We start from the raw sequence: 7,372 nt of genomic DNA on the forward strand, positions 1-7,372 counted from the left end.
CATTAAATTCTCCAGAAGTTAAAAAATTTATTGAGGATAAATATAAAGGTGCTATAATTCCTGCTTTCTAAAATTATATTCAGTTATAAAATTATAAAATTGCCTTGTATTTAACATGAAAGCGAGGTGATTTTTTTTATTCCATAGTAGAATATAAAACTTAAGATGTATCAAATTTTATATTTCATAGATTTATTTTTTTAATATTGATGTATAATTGAATTGATCTATAATGCAAAAGATTTTAAACAAATTGGAAAGAATATTTTTAACGTATTTAAAATTGAAAATAATAGGAAAATCAAAGTATATAGCACTATAAACATTGGTAATAGGCAATTTACGCTCTATGATTCCGAGAAAAATTGGAATATAACTGGCATTAATTATATAAAATATACAATAACCACAAGGATAATATCTTTTAGACATAGAATAAGTATGGTAACAATAGCTAGGGAATATTGCGAGTTAGGTAAGACTTTAATATGAGATTTCATGGTGCCTAAAACTATAGAAAGGGGAGATATATTGGCAGTAATGAGCACGGGCGATTATAATTATTCCATGTCAAGCAATTACATTATAGGGGGTAAATAATGAGTGTATTTTTCGAAGCCATAAACAGATTTTTTGAATTTATAGTTCCGATTGCAGATTTTCTATGGGAATTCCCAACTAATATTAAATGGTATGCTAATATCCCTATTTTGGGAAATTTCACATTTGCCATTATAATACTTATGGGAGCAGGAGTTTATTTTACTATTAGGACTAGATTTGTTCAAATTACAGGGTTTAAAAAGGGACTTAAAATTCTAGTTAGGAGTAGGGCAACAGAAACGGGAATTACTCCACTAGCTTCATTTTTACTAAGTTCTGCTATGCGCGTAGGGCCAGGCAATATTATGGGTGTTACTGGAGCAATATCTATTGGTGGACCAGGAGCTCTATTCTGGATGTGGGTTTCAGCTTTCTTTGGAATGTCTACTGCTTTTGCTGAAGCAGTACTTGCACAAATATTCAAAGAGAAAAAGGGAAATGAATACGTAGGTGGACTTCCTTTTTATGGGCAAAAGATTTTGGGTGATAAACGCTTTGTAGGGGTTATACTGTCTTTAGTTTTTATGATGTATGCACTGTTTTCTATCCCTGGGCAAACATTTCATTTGTTTACAAGTTTCGGCTCAATAGCTGACACCATCGCTGGTACAACATTCGGGCGTCAATCAACTGTTTATTATTGTATCGCAATATTCTTAGTAGTTTCCGTTGCATTTACTGTGCTTGGTGGAATTAGAAGAGTTGCGGCTGTTACAGATGTACTGGTGCCTATTATGGCAGTTATTTATACAATTATAGTTTTATTAATAATAATAGCTAACTTAGATAAAATTCCTTACTTCTTTAAAGAAGTGTTTGGTGGAGCATTTAAGCCTAATGCATTATTTGGTGGGGCCTTTGGTGTTGCTTTAGCACAGGGAATTAAGCGCGGGCTTATGTCTAATGAGGCTGGTCAAGGCACAATTACAATTGCAGCAGCAGTAGCTGAAAATAGACACCCTGTAGAACAAGGTTTTGTACAATCTATAGGAGTTTTTCTTGACACTATGGTAATATGTAGCATGACTGGTTTTCTTATTGTTATGGCTCACGTTTGGACAGGTACTGCTGGGGTTGCTTGGGAGACTATTAAAGCGTCTAAACTTACAGTTTATTTATCCTCAATACAATATTTAGTTCCTGGTACTGCATTAGATGGAGCGGCTACGGTCATTGTTTCACTATGCTATGGATTATTTGCATTTACAACTTTAGTAGGGTTAATATTGTTCGCAGAAGTCTCTGGTAATTTAATATCCAGAAGTAAGAAATTTATAACGGGAATACGTATGCTTGGTGCATTTTTCTTTGTTCCATTTGGAGCACTAACAGTTCTTGCAGGATTAGAACTAGGAAACTTATGGTATATATCTGATTTTGTAAATATTGTTGTTGTTTATGTAAATGTTCCAATTTTATTAATTGGGTCTGGACTTGTAATCAAAGCATTAAAGAATTACTATGAAACAGAAGCAAGCGAAGCTAAGTTTGTTTCAAAGTCTATCGGTGTTGATAGTGAAGTCTGGAAATAAGATTTTTGGAAAACCTAGAAAAATAAGAATACCGTTTTGGTATTCTTGTTTTTTATCAATTAAATTATAAGAAATTTGGCACAATAAAATATTTTTAAGGAAAAGGAGGTTACATTATGGATATCAAAGAATTTTGCAAAAAATATTCAGTAGACCGGATAGGTACAAATTCCTTGAAATGGGATGCACTAGATAAACGATATGGAGATAAGAATCTAATTTCTATGTGGGTTGCGGATATGGAATTTAAAACCCCAGAAGTTGTTATTTCCGCAATGCAGAAAAGAATTGAGCATGGAATATTTGGATATTCTTATGTGCCTGACTCCTACTATGATTCCTTTATTAAGTGGGAAAAGAATGAACATAATTATGAGGTTAATAAAGAATGGATGCGGTTTTCAACGGGAGTTGTTACTGCCTTATACTGGTTTGTTAATGCTTTTACAGAACTAGGCGACTCAGTAATTATTATTACCCCAGTGTATTACCCTTTCCATAATGCAGTAAAAGATAATGGAAGAAAATTGATTACATCAGAATTAATTAATATAAATGGAGCATATACAATTGATTTTCAGGGTTTTGAGAATAGCATTATTGAAAATGATGTTAAATTATTTATTCAATGTTCTCCTCATAATCCGGCTGGTAGAGTTTGGACAGAAGAAGAATTGGATAAAGTTCTGTCTATATGTAATAGACACAATGTGCTTGTTGTCTCAGATGAGATTCATCAGGATATTATAATTGGAGAAAACAAACAAATTCCATCGGCTATTGTGAGTGGTGGGAGATATGCAGATAACCTAATAACAATTACAGCACCTTCAAAAACTTTCAATCTTGCAGGATTATTAACTTCTAATATAATAATATCTAATGAAGAAATAAGGTCAAAATACGATGCTTATGTAAAAACTGTTAACCAGACAGAAGTAAATATTATAGGGTTAACTGCAGCAGAAGCCGCTTATAATCATGGTAAAGAATGGTTAGATTCTCTGCTGGATGTGATAAGGCATAATTACAACTATGTTAAAAATAGACTGAATGAAAAAGCACCGAAAATAATTATTACTCCACTCGAAGGAACTTATCTTGCTTGGTTAGATCTACGAGGATATATAGACACTAATGACACAAGAACCTTTATACAAGATAAATGCGGACTTGCAGTTGATCTTGGTGAATGGTTTAGCGAAGACTGTAAAGGCTTTGTTAGACTCAATATGGCTACGGATCCCAGGTTTGTTGAAAAGGCTGTAGACAACATAATAAAGAATATCGATTGTTTATAAATATATTATTTATTCATACTGGTGGACTATTCGGATTGTTCCCTCAAAAGAATTTATTCGATTTTACTATTAATAATTAAATTTATAAGAGGGAAATTATCATATTTAGAGAATACTTTAATAAATATAATTCTTTTCTCTAGGGAGAAAAAACGAGGAGGCATTTTATGAAAATGTTAAAGGGAACTAAAACAGCTGAAAATCTTATGAAATCATTCGCAGGTGAATCACAAGCAAGAAATAGATACACCTATTATGCGTCTATAGCAAAAAAAGAGGGATATGTACAAATATCTAACATATTCACAGAAACTGCAGGTAATGAAAAAGAGCATGCAGAAAGATTCTTTAAATTTTTAAGTGCAAGTTTAAATGGAGAAGTGATAGAAATTAATGCTACATACCCTGTAGGCTTATCAGATACCAAAGCAAATCTACTATGGGCAGCAAATGGAGAAAACGAAGAGTGGTCAGAACTTTATCCAGCATTTGCAAAAGTAGCTGAGGAAGAAGGATTTGCGGATATAGCTTTTATTTATAGAAAGATTTCTGAAGTTGAAAAGCATCATGAAGCAAGATACAGAAAGCTATTAAGTAATATAGAAAATAATTTAGTATTCAATAAAGATACAGAGGTTATGTGGAAATGCACCAATTGTGGTTATATTTATGAGGGCAAAAGTGCTCCAGAATTATGCCCCGCATGTGCACATCCGCAAGCATATTTTGAAATATTAGCTGAAAATTATTAAAAATTTGTTACCACTCAAATAACAAGTTGCAAGTTGCAACTTGTTATTTGTTATTTAAAGACCCTTAGTCTATAAGCGTTAAGTGATGTTTCGTAGTTGTAATATAAAGATAATCAGTGTAAAATATGTAGTATATTCAATTAGGATGATAGAGTATAATTAGGCGTAATTAATAACAAATGTTTTTATTTGTCTAAAAAAACCGGAAAGAGAGGTAGTTTGAAATGCCAGAATGGCTTTTGAAAAAAGATGATTATGTTCCGTCAACTGAAAAGAATACTTTTATTAATAAGAGCATTCTATCTATTTTAAAGATGTTAACAAAATTTAAATATAACGCAAAGCATAAATCTAATAGATTTGGAATAAATACCATAACTAAATTTACATCCACGGTTTTATTAATAATACTTGTAGCACTTTCAAGAAGCTTTTATTTCATTATAATAATAGACGTGTATTTTCTACTTATTATTAGTCTACTTAAAGCAGAAGAAATAAAACACATAGTTAAATTGGCAGTAATGGTTACAATTTTTACTGTTATTATTCTTCTGCCATCTTTTTTTATGGGAAATAGAAATAATAGTATACTAATTGTAGTTAAAACCTTAACAACAGTAACAGCTGTTAATATTACATCTTGTCTTACTCAATGGAATGATATAACTAAGACATTGAAACTATTTTTTGTACCAGATATTTTTATCTTAGTTTTGGATATTACTATAAAGTACATTGTTATTTTTGGAGAATTTTCTTTAAACATGCTATATGCTCTTAAATTACGGTCTGTGGGGAAAAATAAAAACAAAAGTACATCATTATCAGGAATTATAGGTACTATGTTTATAAAGTCAAAAGAAATGGCTGAGGAAATGTATGGAGCAATGGAGTGTAGAGGGTTCGCTGGAGAATATAAATTATACAGCAAGTACAAATTTAGACTAAATGATATGTTATGTATTATAATTAATATAGGTTTTATAGTTTCTTATTTTTATTTTGTTAGGGTGTGATTTAATTGATACAAATGAAAAATATTTATTATTCATATGAAAGCGGTGTGCTTGCACTTAAAAATGTTAGTTTAGAAATTAACGAAGGGGAATCTGTGGCATTTATAGGTCCAAATGGAAGTGGAAAATCTACAATTATGAAATTAATTAATGGACTAGTTAATCCTAGCAGTGGAAGTTACAGTTTTGAGGGTAACGAGATAACCTTAAAAAAGTTCCAGAATGATCTGTTTTTAAAGAGCTTTCATAAAAAAATCGGATTTGTATTTCAAAATTCAGAAGTACAACTTTTTTGCTCAAATGTATATGAAGAAATAGCTTTTGGACTTAGACAAATGAACATGCCAGAGGAAGAGGTTCAGAAAAGGGTTGAAGATATTTTAAAGTTATTAAAGGTTGAAGACTTAAAACATAGACAACCATACCATCTAAGTGGAGGAGAAAAAAGAAAAATAGCCATAGCCAGCGTACTTGTCATGAACCCGGAGGTACTTGTTTTTGATGAACCTATGAATGGACTTGACCCTGAGTCAAAAAGGTTTTTAAAAGAATTAATGATGAAACTAAATAAGGCGGGAAAAACAGTTTTGTGTTCAACTCATGATTTTGAGTATGTAGAAGGAGTATTTAAGAGAGCTATTGTATTCTCAAAAGATCATACAATTATAAGAGATGGTGACTACAAGGAAATAATGGAAGATAGAGAGTTTTTGTTTAATAACAATATAATTTAATTTACTTTAGTAAATAAAAAATGAGGTCCTAAATTTAGGGCCTTATTACTTTGAAGTCAGTTTAATTAAACTATTTTTATTTTTATAAATTTTTGATATATTCTACCAAATTAGATTGATTCTATTCAATCTATTTGGTATTTTTTTTAATTTCAAATTTAATATTATTATAAAAACAATATTAAAATCAAAAAATACAAAAAAAATCTATTTAATTTCCTATTTTATATATTTTTTACTGTAAAATGGTGGTACAATAAAAATGTTGATTTAAGAAAGTTTATAGTACATAGAAAAATATGTATTTTACTTGGGGGGGATTGGGTTGCGTAAAAGAATAATATCATTGATAGTAACAATTGGACTAGCTACTACAATAAGCATGCCGGTTTTTGCAGATCCATTATCAGATAATTTTAGAAGCCAAAATAATGAGCTTGAGAATGTGCAAATTTCTATAGAAAAATTGGATTCAAATATAGAAAAAATTTATGCAGAACTAGATAAAGCAAAAGTTAAAATGGGTGAAACTGAGAAAAAAATACAACAATCAACAAAAGACATACAAGGTGCAGAAGAAAGTATTAAAGATGAAGAAGACTTATTTAATAAGAGAATGCGAATCATGTATATGAATGGTGTGGATAGCTATTTAGAAGTTTTATTAGATTCTGAGGGAATAGTAGACTTTATTTCAAGAGTTGAAAACATTAAAAAAATTGTTGAATATGATAATAAGATTATTGGAGAATTAACCGATAAAAAAGATGAAATCGAAAATCAAAGGGCTAAGCTTGAAACTGAAAAAACTAACCTAGTACTTTTGACAACAGCTAATGAAGATAAAATGGACAGTCTTAAAGATAAGAAACAAGCACAAGAAATATTAATTACTGAAGCTAAAAGTCAACCCCAATTATATGCAAGTGCTGGACAAGCTTATGTAAATGCAGCTAATAAGCAAATAAAACAAATAAGTAATAATGCATCTAAGTATACTCCATCTAGAGGAGCATCAGCACTTAGCTCTAATTCAATAATTGCTTATGCAAGTAATTTTTTAGGAACGAAATATGCTTGGGGTGGTAATGGTCCAAGTAGTTTTGATTGTTCTGGTTTTGTGAAATATGTATATGCTCATTTTGGAGTTTCAATGGGTAGAACTACTACTACACAGGTAAATGAAGGGTCATATGTAGCTAAAGGAAATTTGCAACCTGGAGATTTAATTTTCTTTGGATCCTCATCTAATCCACATCATGTAGGAATGTATGTGGGCAACAATTCATATATTCACGCGCCTAGTACTGGAGATGTGGTTAAAATATCCGCATTGACAAGAAGGGATTACCTTACTGCAAGAAGGTTTAAATAAAATTATAATTACGAAATTTTCTGAAAAGTGGCTATAATATATTGTATATTGTAGCC

General features: G+C 30.7%; 6 protein-coding genes. All 6 read left to right on the plus strand.

The genetic code is table 11. From position 1 onward, the window contains the following. The first annotated feature begins 599 nt into the window (after nt 1–599). Nucleotides 600–2,135, plus strand: coding sequence for a sodium:alanine symporter family protein (locus JJE11_RS11060; RefSeq protein ID WP_291635544.1), 1,536 nt, complete (start codon nt 600–602; stop codon nt 2,133–2,135). A 116-nt stretch (nt 2,136–2,251) separates the two neighbouring features. After that, nucleotides 2,252–3,436 (plus strand): MalY/PatB family protein, encoded by a 1,185-nt coding sequence (locus JJE11_RS11065; RefSeq protein WP_291635546.1) that lies wholly within the window; start codon nt 2,252–2,254, stop codon nt 3,434–3,436. A gap of 167 nt (nt 3,437–3,603) precedes the next feature. Further along, nucleotides 3,604–4,188, plus strand: coding sequence for a rubrerythrin (gene rbr, locus JJE11_RS11070; RefSeq protein WP_291635548.1), 585 nt, complete (start codon nt 3,604–3,606; stop codon nt 4,186–4,188). Between the two features lie 224 nt (nt 4,189–4,412). Continuing rightward, nucleotides 4,413–5,207 (plus strand): energy-coupling factor transporter transmembrane protein EcfT, encoded by a 795-nt coding sequence (locus tag JJE11_RS11075; RefSeq protein WP_291635551.1) that lies wholly within the window; start codon nt 4,413–4,415, stop codon nt 5,205–5,207. A gap of 5 nt (nt 5,208–5,212) precedes the next feature. Then, the gene (locus JJE11_RS11080; protein WP_291635553.1) at nt 5,213–5,941 is read left to right on the plus strand and encodes an ABC transporter ATP-binding protein; all 729 of its coding nucleotides are present in this window, start codon (nt 5,213–5,215) and stop codon (nt 5,939–5,941) included. Nucleotides 5,942–6,266: 325 nt separating this feature from the next. Further along, on the plus strand, nt 6,267–7,316 hold the full coding sequence (locus JJE11_RS11085; protein ID WP_291635555.1) for a C40 family peptidase: 1,050 nt from the start codon (nt 6,267–6,269) through the stop codon (nt 7,314–7,316). Nucleotides 7,317–7,372: the final 56 nt, after the last annotated feature.

The sequence above is a fragment of the Clostridium sp. genome, assembly GCF_016650095.1.
Taxonomy (GTDB): Bacteria; Bacillota; Clostridia; order Clostridiales; family Clostridiaceae; genus Clostridium_AD.